The sequence below is a fragment of the Flavobacterium cheongpyeongense genome, assembly GCF_003202435.1.
Lineage (GTDB): Bacteria > Bacteroidota > Bacteroidia > Flavobacteriales > Flavobacteriaceae > Flavobacterium > Flavobacterium cheongpyeongense.
Genome location: NZ_QJHK01000018.1, coordinates 73,966 through 91,225, shown reverse-complemented (window position 1 = coordinate 91,225; position 17,260 = coordinate 73,966). Strand labels below are relative to the sequence as shown.

Here is a 17,260-nt window from a genome sequence, read left to right as displayed (position 1 = left end):
ATTTTCCATTTATTGAATTCTAATGACAATACTAAAAAACAAGCTAAAGCAAGATAGAACCTCGTTAAGTATCTAAAAATATACAATATTTAACAAAACGAAATTATTTATCGGACAACAATGATTTTAAAACAAAAAACCCAAATTATCCATAAACAGATCGTTTGGGTTTCATTATAGTGGCATTCTAAATTTATTTATTTAAAAATTCCAGAACTGAATCGGTAATAAATTTAATCTGCTCATCATCTAACTCAGTATGCATTGGCAGAGCAATTACTTCTTTTACCAATTGATTAGTTACAGGAAATTGTTCTTCTTTATAACGGGAATCAGCATAAGCTTTCTGGGAATGTAACGGAATTGGATAATAAATCGCACATGGAATTCCTTTGTCCAATAAATGCTGCATCAGTGCATTTCGGTCTGCATCAATAATTCTTAATACATACTGATGAAAAACGTGATCATTTGCGTTCGAATCGAATTCTGGTGTAATGATCTGTTCATTACCAGCAAATGCAGCATTATATTTTGTTGCTACCAAACGTCTTGCTTCATTATATTGATCCAAAAATGGCAATTTCGCATTTAAAACCCCCGCCTGAATACTGTCCAGACGTGAATTAACCCCCACAACATCATGATGGTAACGCTCATACATTCCGTGATTTACTATTCCACGGATCACGTGTGCTAACTTATCGTCATTAGTAAAAATTGCACCACCATCTCCGTAACAACCTAAATTTTTAGAGGGGAAAAATGAAGTTGCCGCAACATGCCCAATAACACCTACTTTGCTTTTTGTACCTGATTTGGAAATATAATCAGCACCTATTGCCTGTGCGTTATCTTCGATTACATATAAATGATGTTCTGCTGCAATTTCCATGATCGCATCCATATTCGCAGCTCGTCCAAATAAATGTACTGGAACAATAGCTTTTGTCTTTGGTGTGATAGCTTTTTTAACAGCATCTATGTCGATATTCATATTATGCAAATCAACATCCACCAAAACCGGAGTCAATTGTAGTAAAGCAATAACTTCAACAGTTGCAGCAAATGTAAAATCGGCAGTTATAACCTCATCGCCCGGTTTTAAATCCAGCCCCATCATCGCAATTTGCAGAGCATCAGTCCCATTCGCACAAGGAATTACATGTTTTGCTCCCAGATAATCTTCCAGGTTTTTCTGAAACTGATGAACCAATGGTCCGTTTATGTAAGTATTTGTATCTAAAACCTCCTGAATAGAAGCATCAACAGTAGTTTTTATCTTCTCGTATTGACCCTTTAAGTCAACCATTTGAATTTTTTTCATTTATGTTCTTATTTAAATCTGAAGATTCGGATTTACACCAAAATCTTTAAAATGAAAAGCAAAAATAGTTATTTAATACCTTCAAACAATGAAAATAATCGAAAGAAACGTAATTTAGCCCCAAAAATAAACAGATGCTTTTTCTATACAATTTAGTCGTTATACTTACAGGTTTTTTTCTTAAAATAACAGCCCTTTTCAACCAGAAAATAAAACTGTTTGTTGATGGCAGAAAAAATGTTTTTACTATTTTAAAAGAAAAAATAAAACCCGAAGATAAAACAATCTGGTTTCACTCGGCTTCATTGGGCGAGTACGAACAAGGCCTTCCGGTTATTGAAAAAATTAAAGAAAAATATCCCGCACACAAAATCATTGTTACCTTTTTTTCGCCTTCAGGTTATGAAGTCCGAAAAAACAATCATGTTGCAGACGTAACGCTCTACCTTCCCCTGGATACAAAGAGCAATGCAAAACAGTTTTTAAGATTAGCCCATCCTGAATTGGTGTTTTTTATCAAATACGAATTTTGGCTTAATTACTTAAAAGAGCTAAAAAAAACAAAAACACCCACTTATCTGATTTCAGGAATCTTTAGAGACAGTCAAATGTTTTTTAAATGGTACGGCGGGTTTTACAGAAAAGCTTTGGAAACTTTTACTTATTTTTTTGTTCAGAATGAAAAATCAAAAGTAAAAATCGAAACAATAGGATTTAATAACGTAATCGTTTCAGGCGATACCCGTTTTGACAGAGTAGACACCATTCTGGACAGAGACAATTCACTTGAATTTATTGAAACTTTCATAAACAACCAACCTACAATAATCATTGGAAGTTCCTGGCCAAAAGACGAAGCTTTATTAATTGAATATATCAACCAGGCTTCTTCAACTGTAAAATTTATTATTGCACCTCATAACATAAAGAAAGAACAAATTCAAAATTTGAAAAACTCGATTTCAAAAGAAACAGTATTATATTCCGAAAAAGAAAATAAAAAGCTGTCCAATTATACTGTTTTTATCGTTGACACTGTTGGTTTACTGACCAAAATTTACAGTTACGGTACAATCGCTTATGTTGGCGGCGGGTTTGGAAATCCCGGTATTCATAATATCTTAGAGCCCGCAGCATTTGGACTCCCAATTGTTATAGGCCCCAATTATTCGAAATTCGCCGAAGCAATCGAATTAGTAAGTCTTGGAGGCAGTATGGTTGTTTCAAACGAAGAAGAGCTAAAGCAAATCTTTAACCGATTGCTTACAGACCTTAACTTTACTGAAGAAAAAGGAAGAATTTGCCAAACATACATTCAAAACAACAAAGGAGCTACAAATACCATCATAAAAACCATTTCATAAATTGATAATTTAGTTTTTTTAGCCATTTAATTTTCATAAAAAACACCAAAAACATCCCTTTTTCTCTTTTGCCTTAATGCAGAATAATCAATCAAAAGCAACATAACCCCTAAACAAACAATTCAAAACAGTGAATTGTTTTTTGAATATTCAACAAAAAATAAAATTTACAAAAAAAACAACAATACAGTAAGTTTTATCATATTTGGCACATTAATTGATAAACAACAAGATCAAGAGACAAAGGAAAATATTTTAAAAAAAAAACAAAAAAATATTTTACATATTAAAAAATTTATATCTTTGCCTCGAATTAATAATTAACCTTTTATAATAAAGTAAGATGAAAAAAGTATTTTTAAGTTTAGCTGTTGTTGCTGTTTTAACTGTTGTATCTTGTAAAAAAACCGAAGCTGCTGCTGATGCTGCTGCTACTGATTCTTCAGCTGTAGCTGTTGATTCTGCTGCTACTGCAACTGTTGACTCTGCTGCTGCACCTGTTGATTCTGCTGCTGCACCTGTTGATTCAGCTGCTACTAAAGTAGAAGAAGTAAAAAAATAATTAGACCCGTTCTAAAAGATTTTAAACCATCCATCGAGATGGTTTTTTTTATGATAATTTTCAATTATCACTACAAAAAAAGCGTTTTGAACTTCACAAAACGCTTTTTTTACCTCCCAAACTCTTCCTCCACCAGCTCATCTTCAAAAATCGATTCACTGGAAGAGAAATCTAAAATCTCCGCCCTTGAAGCATATAAAACAATTTCTTTTATCCCTTTCTGCAAAAGCAATTCTGTCGTGTATTTCCGACTTGTAGCAAAATGAACCTCTCCCAACATCAACTTAAAAAAAAACTTACCTCCAGAGCCCTTAAATTTCAAAAAAACAGCCTCATTAACATTCATCTTAAACCTCTCAATATCCTCTTCACATTCAAACTTCAGCTCATAACTCAAACTGGTAAATATCACCTTCCCTTTTCGTGAAGTAAACACAAATTTATATTCATCATTAAATCGCCTGCTAATTACAAAAGCACCCATTTTGAATTATTGATTTTAAATTGTTGATTTAAGAATCCTTTAGATCCACACCCCCCTATAACCACCCCCAAATTTTATTCTAAAACTAAGTTCATAGCACAAAAAAAGCCTCTTCTTACCGAAGAGGCTTTAGTACTCAGAGCGGGACTTGAACCCGCACGAACATTGCTGTTCACTGGATTTTAAGTCCAGCGTGTCTACCAATTTCACCATCCGAGCATTAAACTGTTAATGTTTTTATTTTGACCAATTCCTAAAAATCAACCAAAACAAAACCACCTGAACACTATATGGTTTTGAGCGAAAAACGGGGCTCGAACCCGCGACCTCGACCTTGGCAAGGTCGCGCTCTACCAACTGAGCTATTTTCGCGTTTCAAATTCTAATAAGAACTGCAACACCTGACTTGTTCTGTATTGCGAGTGCAAATTTAGGACATTTATTCAATTAAACAAGCCTTTTTCGAAAAAAAAACACACTTATTTTATAACTTTCTGATAACCTAAACTTTAAATCTGAAAATTTATTTCTTAACCAGCATTCTTTTAATCTCATTGAGTTTCATCAGTGCTTCGACCGGCGTTATGGCATTTATATCAAGGCTCATAATTTCTTCTTTTATTTCTTCCAATAAAGGATCATCCAGATTAAAGAAACTCATCTGCATTTCATCATTCGGTGCTTTTACACCATTCAGTGCGTCACTGGAATGATTTTTCTCTAATTTCTTTAAAAGTTTTTGTGCTTTCAAAATAACAGTTTGTGGCATTCCTGCCATTTTTGCAACATGAATACCAAAACTATGTGCACTTCCGCCTTTTATAAGTTTCCGAATGAAAAGAACCGTATCTTTTAACTCTTTTACAGCCACATTATAATTCTGGATTCTTGGCAAAGATTCCGTCATTTCATTCAACTCATGATAATGTGTTGCGAATAATGTTTTTGCTCTTCCCGGATGCTCGTGTAAAAACTCGGCAATAGCCCAGGCAATAGAGATTCCGTCATACGTACTTGTTCCACGACCAATTTCATCCAACAGAACCAAACTTCGATCTGAAAGATTGTTCAAAATCGAAGCCGTTTCGTTCATTTCAACCATAAATGTCGATTCTCCCATCGAAATATTATCTGAGGCGCCTACTCTTGTGAAAATTTTATCTACAATACCCATTCTCACGCTGTCTGCCGGAACGAAACTTCCCATTTGAGCCAAAAGTACGATTAAGGCCGTTTGTCTTAAAATAGCCGACTTACCCGACATATTCGGACCTGTAATCATGATGATCTGCTGCGTTTCTCTGTCTAAAAAAACATCGTTTGCAATATAAGGAGTCCCAAGAGGCAATTGTTTTTCAATAACAGGGTGTCTTCCGTTTTTTATATCCAATTCGAAAGTTTCATCAATTTCAGGAGACACATACTGATTTTCAATAGCCAGCTGCGTAAACGAACATAAACAATCCAATTGTGCTATCAGGTATGCATTCATTTGAACAGGCTTAATATAGGTCGCAATCCAGGCTACCAATTGTTCAAAAAGATCTGTTTCTATTTTATGAATCCTTTCCTCTGCCCCTAAAATTTTGGTTTCGTATTCTTTTAATTCTTCGGTAATATAACGCTCAGCATTCACCAAAGTCTGTTTACGAATCCATTCTTCCGGCACTTTATCTTTATGTGTGTTTCGAACTTCGATATAATATCCAAAAACATTGTTGAAAGAGATTTTCAATGAAGAAATCCCGGTTCTTTCAGACTCCCTTCTTTCAATTCCTTCCAGATATTCCTTTCCTGAAGTTGAAATAGCACGCAATTCGTCCAACTCTTCACTAATACCTTTTGCTATTGCATTTCCTTTAGCAATGGCAACGGGCGCATCCTGATTTAATGTGTTTTTTATTTTCTCTCTTAAAAGATCACATGCATGCAAACTATCTCCGATAACTTTTACAGCTTCCTGCGGGCTTTCAAGAGCAAGAGTTTTTATGGGTATAATAGCATCCAGAGACTCTTTTAAATACACAATTTCACGTGGTGAAACTTTTCCGGCAGCAATTTTAGAAATCAAACGTTCAAGGTCTGAAATTTGTTTGATTTGGTATTGAATAGTATGAAGTATTTCAGGATTCGATTTTAAATAGGAAACCACATCATGCCTGCCTTTTATTTTATTTCTGTCTTTTAAAGGCAGAGCCAGCCAGCGTTTCAACAAACGACCGCCCATAGGCGAAAGCGTTTTGTCAATTACATCCAAAAGTGTTACTGCATTTGGATTATAACTGTGATATAATTCTAAATTTCTGATGGTAAAACGATCCATCCATACATAAGCATCTTCAGCTATACGTTGAATAGACGTAATGTGCTGCACACGATTGTGCTGTGTTTCAAATAAATAATATAAAATTGCACCGGAAGCAATAATTCCTTCTTTTAATTCTTCGACACCAAAACCTTTCAAAGAAGACGTTTGAAAATGTTTAATCAAAGTTTCAAGGGCATAATCTTCTTTGTAAATCCAGTCTTCCAGATAAAAACTATGAAAATCTTCTCCAAAAGCATCTTTGAATTCGGTTTTACTGGTTTTAGGCACCAGCACTTCACTTGGATTAAAATTCTGTAAAAGTTTATCTATATATTCAGCATTCCCCTGAGCGGTTAAAAACTCTCCTGTAGAAACATCCAAAAAGGAAACTCCTATGTTTTTATTAGCAAAATAAACGGATGCAAGGAAGTTATTTGTTTTAGAATGTAAAACCTCATCATTTAAAGAAACTCCTGGCGTTACCAATTCTGTAACTCCACGTTTAACAATCGTTTTAGTCATTTTCGGATCTTCCAGCTGATCACAGATCGCAACCCGAAGTCCGGCTTTAACCAATTTTGGCAAATATGTATTAATAGAATGATGCGGAAAACCTGCCAAAGCTGTTTCTGTTTCAGAACCTGCTCCTCTTTTGGTTAATGTAATCCCGAGAATTTTAGAAGCTCTGATGGCGTCTTCTCCAAAGGTTTCGTAAAAATCCCCCACTCTGAAAAGCAGACATGCATCAGGATATTTTCTCTTGATTTCGTTGTACTGTTTCATTAAAGGTGTTTCTTTCACCACTTTCTCTTTCGCTGCCAAATTACTGTATTTTTAAATGAAAATTAAGACAGCGAATTTATACTATTTTGAAGGAATATAGAAGTGCTTCAAAAATTAAAATATTTTAAGAATATTTTAAGTTGACATTTGAGAATTTTACATAGATTTGTTCATCATTAAAACAAAGACTCTTAAAAGATGAAAAAAATAATTTTATTCGCTATGTTAGCTGTAGCTGGAATCACAGCTTCTAATGCTCAAACTACTAAAAAAGCTAAAATTGCTAAAGTTCAGGGTGCCGGAATGGTTTTTGAAAACGAAACAATTGATTACGGAACTATCGCTCACAATGCAGATGGTAACCGCCAGTTTGTTTTTACAAACAACGGAACAAAACCATTAATTATTACTAACACACAGGGATCTTGTGGCTGTACTGTACCAACAACACCAAAAGAACCAATCGCTCCGGGAGCAAAAGGTGTTATTGGGGTAAAATATGCTACTGACAGAGTTGGTGCATTTACAAAAACAGTAACAGTTACTTCTAATGCTGAAGGGCAGCCAACAAAAACATTAACTATTAAAGGTACTGTTTTACCGGATCCTGCAAAAAGCTAATCTGAAAAACAATCGAAAATAATCGAAAAGCTTCCTTATCTTTGGAAGCTTTTTTTATGACCATAATTCAACCCGTATGAGAAAACTTGAAAATAGTGAACTGGACAGAAAATCGATTGATGATTTTAAAAAATCGGATAAAACTCCTTTGATTTTAGTATTAGACGATATTCGCAGTTTGCACAATATTGGGTCTGTGTTTAGAACTGCTGATGCATTTTTAATTGAAAAAATAATTTTATGCGGTATAACAGCTACTCCGCCCAATAAAGAAATCCATAAAACAGCTCTTGGTGCAACTGAAACTGTTGCCTGGGAACACCATGAAAATATTTTGGAAGTCATTAATAATCTAAAAAAAGATAACGTATTAACTCTCGCTATCGAGCAGGTAGAAAGCGCCATTTTCCTTCAGGATTTTAAAGTTGAAAAAAATCAAAAATATGCATTGGTTTTCGGGAATGAAGTATATGGTGTTGCACAGGAAGCTGTAGCAATTTGTGATGGTTGTATTGAAATTCCGCAATTAGGGACTAAACATTCTTTAAACATTTCGGTTAGTGCGGGCATAGTAGTCTGGGATTTGTTTTCCAAGTTAAACTGGTCAGAAAACCATTCAAAATCATAATTCTTAAAATAATACTCATATATTTAACACTAAAATAAAAATATCTTTTTTTATTATTATAAAATCGATATTTTTATAGGATGAAAAATATCAATTTCTTAAAAATATCAATTTTATTATATATTTTAAATTTTATTCAGACTTACGCAACTGAGAAAAAAACTGTTGATAGAAAGTTAATTATTTTTAAAAATGACACTTTAAAATCAAATAAAAAAAGTCATTCCAAAATAGTTTTTGCAATTGATCCTCCTATAATTAAAGCTCATGGGAATCAACTATATTGCCCTCAAAACAGTATCAATATTGTAACCGGAATCACTATTAGCCATGATCCTTCAGAAACAGGAACTCAGGCAGTTTATATTCAGATTTCTTCAGGATATTCTAATGGTTTTGATAAACTTGAACTTTCTAACCCTTCATTGCATCCTTCAATTACAACAAGTTGGGATGTTACTGCCGGAAAATTAAAATTATCAAGTCCAACAGGAATCGATGTTTCATACTCCAATTTTGAGTATGCGATTAGAGATGTTGTTTTTTCAAACTCTTCTGCTACTGCCTCCGGAACAAAAACTTTTTCTATCACTCTCGGTCAGGCAAATTATTTACCCTCGAATGGCCATTTTTATCAATTTGTACCGAACGTTGGCATTACTTGGAGCAACGCAAAAGCAGCAGCAGAAAGCAGTACTTATTATGGGCTCAAGGGATATCTGGCCACCATTACAGCTGCTGATGAAGCAAAATTATCAGGTGAACAAGCCTCAGGAGCCGGCTGGATTGGAGGAAGCGATGCCGAAACAGAAAACGTATGGAAATGGGTAACAGGTCCTGAGAGCCTTGCAAATAATGGAACCGGAACTGTTTTCTGGAATGGGCTTTCTAATGGTACGACTCCTAATTTTGCCTTTTGGAACAACAACGAACCGAATCAGTTAGGAGATGAAGATTATGCTCATATTACTGCTCCGGGTATTGGAATTCCGGGTTCTTGGAACGATTTATCAAATACAGGGTCATTAAATCCAGGAGATAACTATGAGCCAAAAGGATATATTGTTGAATATGGTGGAATGCCCGGAGAATCCCCTTTGGAAATTGCTGCCAGCACACAAATTACGATTCCGGAAGCTACAATAACTTCTCCAAAACCAATTTGTGATTTAGGAACTATCACTTTAAATGCTGCTTCAAATGCAGGAACAATTAATTGGTACGATGCTGCTGTTGGTGGTAATTTACTGGGAACCGGAAATACATATACGACTCCAACAATAAACACTACAACAACTTATTATGCTGATGCTGGTTGCGAAATAAATCGAAAAGCAGTCGTTGCTATTGTTAATAAAACTCCGGATACTCCAACGGTATATTCACCTGTTTACAGGTGCGGAGCAGGAACTGTAACATTACAAGCAGCTTCAAACATGGGAGTTATTAATTGGTTTACAACTTCAACAGGCGGAACGAGTGTTTATACAGGAAATAATTTTACTACACCTGATATTTCAGCAAATACAACTTATTATACTGAAGCTTCAGATAGTGGGTGTACTTCAAATCGTACTCCGGTAAATATAATAGTATATACTCCTCCTGTTGTTAGTGACGAAGAAATTATTTTATGCGAAAACCAAACTGTTATGTTAGATGCTAAATTGAGTGGAATGTTTTATAAATGGTCAACAGGAGAAACAACGCAAACCATTTCTGTTTCAGCTTCAGGAAATTATACTGTAGAAGTAACCAGCCCAAATCCTGAAAACTGCAGCAGTATCAAAAACATAACTGTATTTGAGTATAAAAAACCCATCATTAAAAATATTATTGTTAAAAACACAACCATTACTATCAATCTTACCAATCCAACAGATTATTTTGAATACTCTGTTGACGGGGTAAATTATCAAACTTCAAATACGTTTTATGATGTCGCAGGCGGTTTGCAAACTGCCTATGTAAAAGCAAAAGACAACCTGTGCAACATTAATGAGGCAACTCAAAGTTTTATTGTATTGGTTTTTCCTCCTTTTTTCACACCAAACAATGATACTTATAATGATTTCTGGGAAGTAACCGGAATGGAAAATTATCCTGAAGCAGAGGTCACTATTTTTGATCAATACGGCAAATTATTAATACAACTAAGAGGATCTAAATTGAGCTGGGATGGAACTTTTAATAAGACCCCTCTTCCCGCTTCTGATTATTGGTATGCCTTAAAAATTGATAATACAAAACCGGTATTTAGAGGACATTTTTCTTTGAAGAGATAATTTTAATTAGAAAATGAGATAATTATCTATGCAAAAGACAAACTTTGTAGCATTAGAAAGTAAAACCTTTAAAATTTTTCTATTTATCAAATTGGAACATTATCTAATTACCTTCTGAATTTCATTCAGTATAAAAAGATAATCTTCATGTTTCCTGACAAAATCGCGATCTGAAACATCAATTATTAAAACATTGAGATCGGTTTGGGATTTAATATATTCTAAGTAACCGTTATTGATTTTATCTAAATAACCAGCCTGAATATTTTGTTCGTAATTTCGTCCGCGTTTTTTAATATTTTGAAGCAGCCTCTCCGTATTCTGATATAAATACACATACAAATCCGGCTTTGGCATTTCTTTATAAATAATATCAAATAAGTTTCTGTACAGGCGATATTCATCCTCGGCAAGGGTGATTTTAGCAAAAATCAAAGACTTGAAAATATGATAATCGGCGATTACAAAATCTTTAAACAAGTCAAATTGTGCCAGATCATCAGATAATTGCTGATAGCGGTCTGCCAGAAAAGACATTTCTAACGGAAAAGCATATCGGTTTGGATCTTTATAAAATTTCGGTAAAAAAGGATTATCCGCAAAACGTTCCAATACTGTTTTTGCATTAAAATCCTCAGCTATTTTTTGTACCAGAGTCGTTTTCCCTGCGCCGATATTACCTTCAAAAGCAATGTAATTAAATTGCTCAAGGGGTATTTCCTGCAATGGGTTTCTCAAATCCTGAACAATTATACAAATACTGTCATCTGTTGTAATCGCTATTAATTCAGAAACTGTTTTATGAAAAACGGGGTGTTTCCAGTCTAATCTCAAATCCTGCATTGGCAATAAAACAAACTTTCTGTTTTGCATTAGCGGATGCGGAACCTGCAACTTTTCAGATTGAATAATTTCATCATCAAAAACAATCAGATCAACATCAATAATCCGGGATTGATAACCTTGTTGATCAGAGCGAATACGTCCAAGTTTTTTTTCAACCTTCAAAACCTGACCCAATATTTTTTGTGCGGAAGAAGAACTATGCAAAAGCAGCGCACAATTATAAAAAGCATCACTTTCGAATCCCCAGGCCGGCGTTTCATATAGTTTAGAAACCTGAATTACTGTCCCAACTTCCTGATGGATTAAATTGATACAATTTTCAATGTTTTCTAACCGATTTCCCTGATTGCTTCCTATAGATAAAACGACCTGATGCTGTGATTTCATAATTAGTGCAAATTAACTAAAACTATTTTAGAATTAGCAATATATTTGTAATAAGGGCTTTAAAATGAAATTGTTTTTTTTGTTAAAATTTGTAACAAACCTTCTATTTTAGCTACTTATTAAAAAAATATATTTATGAAATTTCTAGGAAATGTACTTGCCACAGTGATTGGTATTTTTGTTTTTATAATGCTGTTCTTTTTTGGTGTAATCCTCATAGGCACTATTTTTGGAGACGACGAAAGCGTTTCTGTCAAAGCAGACTCTGTTATTGAATTAGATCTAAAAGAAATTAATAATGATTACGCAGGAAAATTTACAGATCCCTGGGTAACACAATTCTCAAAAGATGGAAAAATTGGTTTAACCGATGTAATCAATGCTATTGAAGCCGCAAAAACCGATGACAACATCAAAGGAATCTCTATATTAAATGATGAATCTTCTTTAGGACTGGCACAATATAAAGATTTAAGAAATGCGCTGGAAAGCTTCAAAAAATCAGGAAAATTCGTCTGGGCTTATGCCAACACCTTTTCACAAAAAGAATATTATTTAAACTCGGTTGCGAATACTATTTACCTCAATCCTGCCGGAGATATGGACTTTAAAGGACTCTCTTCGGAAGTGATGTTTTTTAAAGATTTTCAGGAAAAATCAGGCATCCACATGGAAGTGATCCGCCATGGAAAATACAAAAGTGCCGTTGAACCTTTCCTTGAAAACAAAATGAGCGATGCCAACAGAGAACAAATAACAGCACTTTTAAATTCTATTTGGGAGACTGTATCCAATGACATTTCAAAAAGCCGAAATATTCCGCTTGCTAAAGTAAACGAAATTGCAAACGGATTGCTTGCAAGAACTCCTGAAATGGCAAAGTCGCAACACCTGATTGACATAGTGGCCTATGAAGATGTCTATCACAATGCCATCAAAAAAGCTTTGAAAGTAAACGTTGATGAGGATTATAACAAAATTTCGATTTCAGATTATACACAAAATTATATCACTACCGCTCTGGCAAATACAGCCACTGATGAGATTGCAATTATTTATGCTCAGGGCGAAATTGGAAGCGGAGAAGGAGACGTGAATCAAATTGGTGAAGGTTCTATGCGACGTTCTTTGCAGGAAGCCAGAAAAAATGAGGATGTCAAAGCCATTGTTTTAAGGATAGACAGCCCTGGCGGAAGTGCACTTACCTCTGATTTAATCTGGAGAGAAATCGAAATTACCAAAAAAGTTAAACCTGTTGTCGTTTCGATGGGTAATTATGCCGCATCTGGCGGTTATTATATTGCTTGTAATGCTAACAAAATTTTTGCCGAGAAGAATACGATTACGGGTTCCATTGGGGTTTTTGGGGTTCTACCAAATTTCAGTACATTGGCAAACAAATTAGGCATCAATTCAGAACAGGTAAAAACACACGAAAACTCTGCAAATTACAGCCCTTTTGTTCCTGTTGACGAAAAATTCAAAGCTTTTACACTAGAGAGCGTTGAACATATTTACAAGACTTTTGTGACCCACGTTGCAGAAGGCAGAAAAATGACTTTTGCAGAAGTAGATGCCATTGGACAGGGACGCGTATGGTCAGGTTCTGAAGCTTTAAAAGTTGGTCTGGTAGATAAAATTGGAGGGCTGAATGACGCTATAGCTGAAGCAGCTAAAATGGCCAAAATAAAATCGTACAGTACACAAAATTATCCTGAATATGAGAAAAGCTTTAATGATCTTTTGTCTGGCCTCCCTTTCGCACAGTCAAAAGAAGCTTTCATAAAAGAAGAAATTGGAGAAGAAAATTATCTACTTATCGAACACATCAAAAAGCTTCAAAAGTTAAAAGGAGCACAGGCCATAATGCCGTACAGTATCAATATTAAATAATTTAGAATGAATAAGATAATCCTTCTTTTAACCGTTTTTATTCTAAGCTTTGTGAATGCTCAGGATAAAACAGAAATCATATTTAAGGAATCACCAATTATTTTAAAAATCAATACCGATCAGCTTTACGGTACACTGACAACACCCGATTTACCCAAAAAATATCCAGTTGCCTTAATCATTTCGGGTTCAGGGCCAACAGACCGAAACGGGAACAATCCGATGATGAAAAACAATTCGTTAAAAATGCTGGCGGAAGCTTTGGCAAAAAACGGAATTGCATCATTACGTTTTGATAAAAGAGGAATTGGCGAGAGCAAAGGATCTGCCGTATCAGAAAGAGAACTGGTTTTTGAAAATTATACAGAGGATGTCAAAAGCTGGATTAACTTGCTAAAACAGGATAAACGTTTCTCTGAAATAATCGTAATCGGACATAGTGAAGGATCATTAATAGGAATGATTGCCGGAGGAAAAGCAGACAAATTTATTTCAATTGCCGGAGCCGGAGATTCAGCTGATAAAATTTTAAAATCTCAGATTTCTGCTAAATCGATGAAGCAAATTGAAGAGATGACCTTTCCTATTATTGACAGTTTAAAAAGCGGTAAAACGGTAAAAAATGTTGACCCTATGCTTAATGCTCTTTTCAGGCCCAGCGTTCAGCCTTATTTAATTTCCTGGTTCAAATACAATCCGCAGACAGAAATAAAGAAACTTATGGTTCCCATTTTGATTCTTCAAGGTAGTAAAGACTTACAGGTAACAGTTCAGGATGCTGAAAATTTATCCAAAGCAAGTACAAATTCTGAATTACTGATTATTGATAAAATGAATCATATCCTGAAAGTTATTGAAGGCGACCAGCAGGCTAATTTAGAAAGCTATAATAATGAAAACCTTCCGATTTCTGAGAAACTAATTTCTAAAATAGTTTCCTTTATTCAGAAATAACAATAAAAATTAAATTGAATCCGTTTGAAATAATAAACTCAAACGGATTTTTTATTTAAATCAGGAACGATTCTTGCTGCTTTTAAATACATAATTAATCTGAACTCTTCATCAAAAAAACTATTTTTGTACGAGATGATTATGTTAAACCCTCAAATCGAATTTATATGTTAAAGAAAATTTTAAAAATAACTGCTATTGTATTGGCAGTGTTTATTGTGGCTTTGTTTGCAATTCCTTATTTATTTAAAGATCAGATAAAAGCTAAAATTGCTGATGCAATCAACGAAAACGTCGATGCAAAAGTTAGTTTTGCCGAAGCTGATTTAAGTTTGTTTAAAAATTTTCCAAATGCCAATGTTTCGATTGAAAAACTGGTTATTATCAACAAGGCTCCGTTTGAAGGAGATACTTTGGTTTCGCTTGGTGAACTGAATTTGAAAATGAGTATCAGGGAACTTTTTAAAGGAAAAGAAGAACCTCTTAGCATTGAGGGAATCAGTTCTGAAAATGGTTTAATCAATATTATTTTTAACAAGGACGGAGTTGGAAACTTTGACATTGCTCTAAAAGACAAAAAAGAAACCGAAAAAGAGGACAAAAAGAGTGAACCGCTTTCTTTAAAAATTCAGAATTATAAAATTGAGAATTTCACTTTCAGGTATATCGATCAGGGTTCAAAAGTTAAGATGGTAATTGACAGCCTGAATCATGAAGGTACAGGAGATTTTACGAATTCAAAACTTGATTTAACTACAAAATCGACAGCCCGCGTTTCTTTGGACATGGATAAAATGAATTACCTTAAAAATGTAAAATTAACTCTGGACGCTGTTTTAGGAATTGATTTAGAGAAAAGTAAATATACCTTTAAAGAAAATAAAGCCTTAATTAATCAACTGCCTTTAGAATTTGACGGATTCATTCAGATGGCTGAAAAAGCTCAGATTTATGATTTGAAATTTAAAACCCCAACCTCATCGTTTACAAACTTCTTAGGATTGATTCCTTCGGCTTATGCTTCAAGTCTGGAAGGTGTAAAAACAACCGGGGATTTTACTATTGTTGGTTTTGCAAAAGGAGAACTAACAGATACAACCGTTCCTAAATTCAACATTGCAATTGCATCGAGCAACTCTTCTTTCCAGTATCCTAACTTACCGAAATCAGTTCAGAATATTGTAATTGACACTAAAATCATCAATGAAACCGGTATTTTAAATGACACTTATGTAAATCTGGACAAGCTTTCTTTTAAAATCGATCAGGATGTTTTTAGTGCTAAAGCCAATGTAAAAAATGTAACTGTGAACCCAATTGTTGATGCAGCCTTAAAAGGAACTATCAACCTTGCAAATCTTTCAAAAGCATATCCGGTTAAATTAGATAAGCCGTTAGCAGGTATTTTGAAAGCTGATGTAACGACTAATTTTGACATGGCTTCGGTAGAAAAAAGCCAGTACCAAAACATTAAAAATGCCGGTACAATCAGTTTGTCAGGGTTCAAATATACGGATGAGAATAATAAATCGATGAATATCAGCACTGCTTTGGTTGAGTTTAACCCAAGCAAAATTAACTTAAAACAATTTAACGCTACCACAGGCAAAAGTGATATTGCCATTAACGGAGTTTTGGAGAATTTCTACGGTTTTATGTTCAAAAAACAAGAACTGAAAGGAAATTTCAATATGAGTTCAAACCAGCTGGCTGTTGATGATTTTATGACTTCAGGTGAACCTGCAAAAACCACAACTGCAAGCGGCGAGGCACAAACCGGAACAAAAACAGCCACTAAACCAGCAGAAGCGATGAAAATCCCAGGATTTTTAAATTGTACTTTAAATGCAAAGGCAAACACGGTTTTATACGATAATTTAAAATTGACAGCTGTTTCAGGAAAATTAATCATAAAGGATGAGAAAGCGACTTTAGAAAACTTCAGGACATCAATTTTTGGAGGAACTATTGGCCTTACAGGAGCTGTTTCTACAAAAGCAAAAGTTCCGACTTTCGACATGAATTTAGGCTTCAACCAGGTTGATATTGCACAGACTTTTACGCAATTAGATATGATGAAAAAAATTGCACCTATCGCTGGAATCATTAACGGAAAATTAAATTCAACTATTAAATTAAACGGAAATCTGGATGCCAATGAATTAACACCTGACTTAAAATCGATTTCAGGTGATTTATTAGGGCAACTGCTTTCGACTACGGTTAACCCAAAAAATTCAACCTTATTAAACAGTTTGAGTTCGAATGTTAAATTTATCGATGTAAATAAACTGAACTTAAACGATTTAAAAATGGCCCTGACTTTTGATGACGGAAAAGTAAATATCAAACCATTCGACATTAAATACCAGGACATTAAAATTAACGTTGGCGGATCTCATGGTTTTGATCAAACAATGAGCTACAACATAAAAATGGATGTTCCTGCAAAATATCTAGGCACTGAGGCCAATGCATTTCTTGCCAAATTATCTCCTGAAGATGCTGCGAAGTTAGAAAACATACCTGTTTCCGGAATGATTACTGGTAATTTCTCAAAACCTAAAATTGCCTTAGATACCAAAACAGCAGTAAGTAATCTTACTTCTCAGGTCATAAAACAACAAAAAGAAAAATTAACCAAAAAAGGTGCTTCTGCCCTTACCGATTTACTCAATAAAAACACCAAGTCGAAAGATACTACAAAAACGGCCACTGAAAATAAGGCAAAAACCAATGAGGAAGTCAAAGCTAAAGCCAGCGATTTATTGAATGGCTTATTTAAGAAGAAAAAATAGCAACCAACAAAAAGGTCAAT

Annotated in this window: 12 protein-coding genes and 2 tRNA genes; 8 read left to right on the top strand and 6 right to left on the bottom strand. The window is 34.4% G+C overall.

Going from position 1 to position 17,260, the window contains the following annotated elements; genetic code table 11:
• Positions 1–193: 193 nt before the first annotated feature.
• Positions 194–1,327, bottom strand: a complete 1,134-nt coding sequence (locus DMB65_RS17815; RefSeq protein ID WP_110307965.1) for a DegT/DnrJ/EryC1/StrS family aminotransferase — start codon at positions 1,325–1,327, stop codon at positions 194–196.
• A 134-nt stretch (positions 1,328–1,461) separates the two neighbouring features.
• Here DMB65_RS17815 and DMB65_RS17810 point away from each other — a divergent pair, with 134 nt between their 5' ends.
• Both DMB65_RS17810 and DMB65_RS17800 read left to right on the top strand, forming a co-directional pair.
• Positions 1,462–2,691 (top strand): 3-deoxy-D-manno-octulosonic acid transferase, encoded by a 1,230-nt coding sequence (locus tag DMB65_RS17810; RefSeq protein WP_110307964.1) that lies wholly within the window; start codon positions 1,462–1,464, stop codon positions 2,689–2,691.
• Between the two features lie 343 nt (positions 2,692–3,034).
• The gene (locus tag DMB65_RS17800; RefSeq protein WP_110307962.1) at positions 3,035–3,253 is read left to right on the top strand and encodes a hypothetical protein; all 219 of its coding nucleotides are present in this window, start codon (positions 3,035–3,037) and stop codon (positions 3,251–3,253) included.
• A gap of 109 nt (positions 3,254–3,362) precedes the next feature.
• Here DMB65_RS17800 and DMB65_RS17795 read toward each other — a convergent pair whose 3' ends face one another.
• The 4 genes from DMB65_RS17795 to mutS form a co-directional block, all read right to left on the bottom strand.
• Positions 3,363–3,737 carry a YegP family protein gene (locus DMB65_RS17795; protein WP_110307961.1) on the bottom strand — a complete coding sequence of 125 codons (375 nt, stop codon included), beginning with the start codon at positions 3,735–3,737 and terminating at the stop codon, positions 3,363–3,365.
• Positions 3,738–3,870: 133 nt separating this feature from the next.
• A tRNA-Leu gene (locus tag DMB65_RS17790) sits at positions 3,871–3,956 on the bottom strand.
• An 80-nt stretch (positions 3,957–4,036) separates the two neighbouring features.
• Positions 4,037–4,109, bottom strand: a tRNA-Gly gene (locus DMB65_RS17785).
• Between the two features lie 151 nt (positions 4,110–4,260).
• Positions 4,261–6,867, bottom strand: coding sequence for a DNA mismatch repair protein MutS (mutS, locus tag DMB65_RS17780; RefSeq protein WP_165834993.1), 2,607 nt, complete (start codon positions 6,865–6,867; stop codon positions 4,261–4,263).
• A gap of 159 nt (positions 6,868–7,026) precedes the next feature.
• Between mutS and DMB65_RS17775 the strand changes: the two genes are divergently transcribed.
• From DMB65_RS17775 to DMB65_RS17765, 3 genes are all read left to right on the top strand, one after another.
• Positions 7,027–7,449 (top strand): DUF1573 domain-containing protein, encoded by a 423-nt coding sequence (locus DMB65_RS17775; RefSeq protein WP_110307960.1) that lies wholly within the window; start codon positions 7,027–7,029, stop codon positions 7,447–7,449.
• A gap of 76 nt (positions 7,450–7,525) precedes the next feature.
• Complete coding sequence (locus DMB65_RS17770) at positions 7,526–8,077, top strand: RNA methyltransferase (RefSeq protein ID WP_110307959.1); 552 nt, start codon at positions 7,526–7,528, stop codon at positions 8,075–8,077.
• An 80-nt stretch (positions 8,078–8,157) separates the two neighbouring features.
• Positions 8,158–10,362, top strand: coding sequence for an Ig-like domain-containing protein (locus DMB65_RS17765; RefSeq protein ID WP_110307958.1), 2,205 nt, complete (start codon positions 8,158–8,160; stop codon positions 10,360–10,362).
• A 99-nt stretch (positions 10,363–10,461) separates the two neighbouring features.
• Here DMB65_RS17765 and folK read toward each other — a convergent pair whose 3' ends face one another.
• On the bottom strand, positions 10,462–11,595 hold the full coding sequence (gene folK / locus DMB65_RS17760) for a 2-amino-4-hydroxy-6-hydroxymethyldihydropteridine diphosphokinase (RefSeq protein WP_110307957.1): 1,134 nt from the start codon (positions 11,593–11,595) through the stop codon (positions 10,462–10,464).
• Between the two features lie 135 nt (positions 11,596–11,730).
• On the opposite strand from folK, the gene sppA reads away from it, so the two are divergent.
• From sppA to DMB65_RS17745, 3 genes are all read left to right on the top strand, one after another.
• Positions 11,731–13,488: a signal peptide peptidase SppA gene (gene sppA / locus DMB65_RS17755; RefSeq protein WP_110307956.1), complete on the top strand. Its 1,758-nt coding sequence runs from the start codon at positions 11,731–11,733 to the stop codon at positions 13,486–13,488.
• 6 nt (positions 13,489–13,494) lie between these two features.
• Entirely contained in the window at positions 13,495–14,442 is a 948-nt protein-coding gene (locus tag DMB65_RS17750; protein ID WP_110307955.1) for an alpha/beta hydrolase family protein, read from the top strand.
• Between the two features lie 167 nt (positions 14,443–14,609).
• Positions 14,610–17,240: an AsmA-like C-terminal region-containing protein gene (locus DMB65_RS17745; protein ID WP_110307954.1), complete on the top strand. Its 2,631-nt coding sequence runs from the start codon at positions 14,610–14,612 to the stop codon at positions 17,238–17,240.
• Positions 17,241–17,260 lie beyond the last annotated feature (20 nt).

What these genes read in the sequence shown, in the direction of transcription:
- DMB65_RS17815 (WP_110307965.1), bottom strand. Translation starts at nt 1,327, where the DNA reads ATGAAAAAAATTCAAATGGTTGACTTAAAGGGTCAATACGAGAAGATA.
- DMB65_RS17810 (WP_110307964.1), top strand. Translation starts at nt 1,462, where the DNA reads ATGCTTTTTCTATACAATTTAGTCGTTATACTTACAGGTTTTTTTCTT.
- DMB65_RS17800 (WP_110307962.1), top strand. Translation starts at nt 3,035, where the DNA reads ATGAAAAAAGTATTTTTAAGTTTAGCTGTTGTTGCTGTTTTAACTGTT.
- DMB65_RS17795 (WP_110307961.1), bottom strand. Translation starts at nt 3,737, where the DNA reads ATGGGTGCTTTTGTAATTAGCAGGCGATTTAATGATGAATATAAATTT.
- DMB65_RS17775 (WP_110307960.1), top strand. Translation starts at nt 7,027, where the DNA reads ATGAAAAAAATAATTTTATTCGCTATGTTAGCTGTAGCTGGAATCACA.
- DMB65_RS17770 (WP_110307959.1), top strand. Translation starts at nt 7,526, where the DNA reads ATGAGAAAACTTGAAAATAGTGAACTGGACAGAAAATCGATTGATGAT.
- DMB65_RS17765 (WP_110307958.1), top strand. Translation starts at nt 8,158, where the DNA reads ATGAAAAATATCAATTTCTTAAAAATATCAATTTTATTATATATTTTA.
- folK (WP_110307957.1), bottom strand. Translation starts at nt 11,595, where the DNA reads ATGAAATCACAGCATCAGGTCGTTTTATCTATAGGAAGCAATCAGGGA.
- sppA (WP_110307956.1), top strand. Translation starts at nt 11,731, where the DNA reads ATGAAATTTCTAGGAAATGTACTTGCCACAGTGATTGGTATTTTTGTT.
- DMB65_RS17750 (WP_110307955.1), top strand. Translation starts at nt 13,495, where the DNA reads ATGAATAAGATAATCCTTCTTTTAACCGTTTTTATTCTAAGCTTTGTG.
- DMB65_RS17745 (WP_110307954.1), top strand. Translation starts at nt 14,610, where the DNA reads ATGTTAAAGAAAATTTTAAAAATAACTGCTATTGTATTGGCAGTGTTT.